The following is a 1,062-nucleotide window of genomic DNA, read 5'->3' as shown; positions in this document are numbered from 1 at the left end:
AATCACCTTGATACCCTCGGAGAACGTAACTCCTATTCCAAGACCGATCCCGATGCCACGTTCACGCGCATGAAAGAGGACGCCATGAGGAACGGGCAGACCAAGCCCGGATATAATTTGCAAATAGGCACCGAGAACCAGTTCATCATAGACTTCCGGCTGTTTCCCAATCCAACCGATACGCTGACCCTCATCCCTTTCCTCAGCTCCTTCCAAGATCGCTATGACCGCTTACCCGCTATCGGTGTGGCAGACTCCGGTTACGGTTCGGAAGAGAATTACCGGTTCATGCAAGAGAACGGGATAGAGGCTTTTGTCAAGTACAATTACTTCCATAAAGAACAGCGTCCCCGTTATACCCCCAACCCGTTCCACGCGGAAAGTCTCCATTACAACCAGGATGGGGATTATTACGTTTGCCCCATGGGACAGCACATGAACCGTATAGGGACCAGGCGTGAGAAAACGGCAAGCGGATATATTACCGAAAGCGTCCGGTATAAAGCACAAAGATGCGAGGGATGTCCTTTGCGTGGCGGTTGCTTCAAGGCCCGGGGGAATCGTATCATAGAGGTCAACCACCGTCTAAAACAATACAAACGGCAGGCACGTGAGAGGTTGAGCTCGGAAGAAGGCATCAAGCATAGAGGCAGGCGATGTATAGAACCGGAGGCTGTCTTTGGACAAATGAAATACAACATGGCATACCGCCGGTTCCGCCATGTGGGAATAGACAAGGTCACGATGGACTTTGCCTTCTTTGCCATAGCTTTTAATATCAAAAAGATGTGCGCAAAACTCCGAAAAGCAGGAAAGGGGCTATTTGCAGGTGCTAATTTTATGTTCATGGGGCTATTTGCGACCCGGTACAATTGGAATATAGCAACTTGTTGCCTAATGAATGAAAAAAAAGCGGCATAGACAAAAACTGAATAGAAACTGATTCTGAACTATGAGAAAAGGGGATATGACTGTATAGACACATCCCCTTTCTTTTTTCTAGCAGGTAGTAGAAAATAGTCGTTTCAAGCATATTATCGGTGGATAAATCGTGGGACTAAA

General features: G+C 47.5%; 1 protein-coding gene. It reads left to right on the top strand.

What is annotated here, in order from left to right:
• Window positions 1–921 (top strand): transposase (locus tag DW103_RS17350; protein WP_147381241.1); only part of this gene is annotated, 921 nt, incomplete at its 5' end.
• Window positions 922–1,062: the final 141 nt, after the last annotated feature.

It is taken from the genome of Parabacteroides sp. AM08-6 (assembly GCF_003473295.1).
GTDB lineage: Bacteria > Bacteroidota > Bacteroidia > Bacteroidales > Tannerellaceae > Parabacteroides.
The sequence above is the reverse complement of the archived record's forward strand: the minus strand, read 5'-3'. Positions and strand labels throughout refer to the sequence as shown.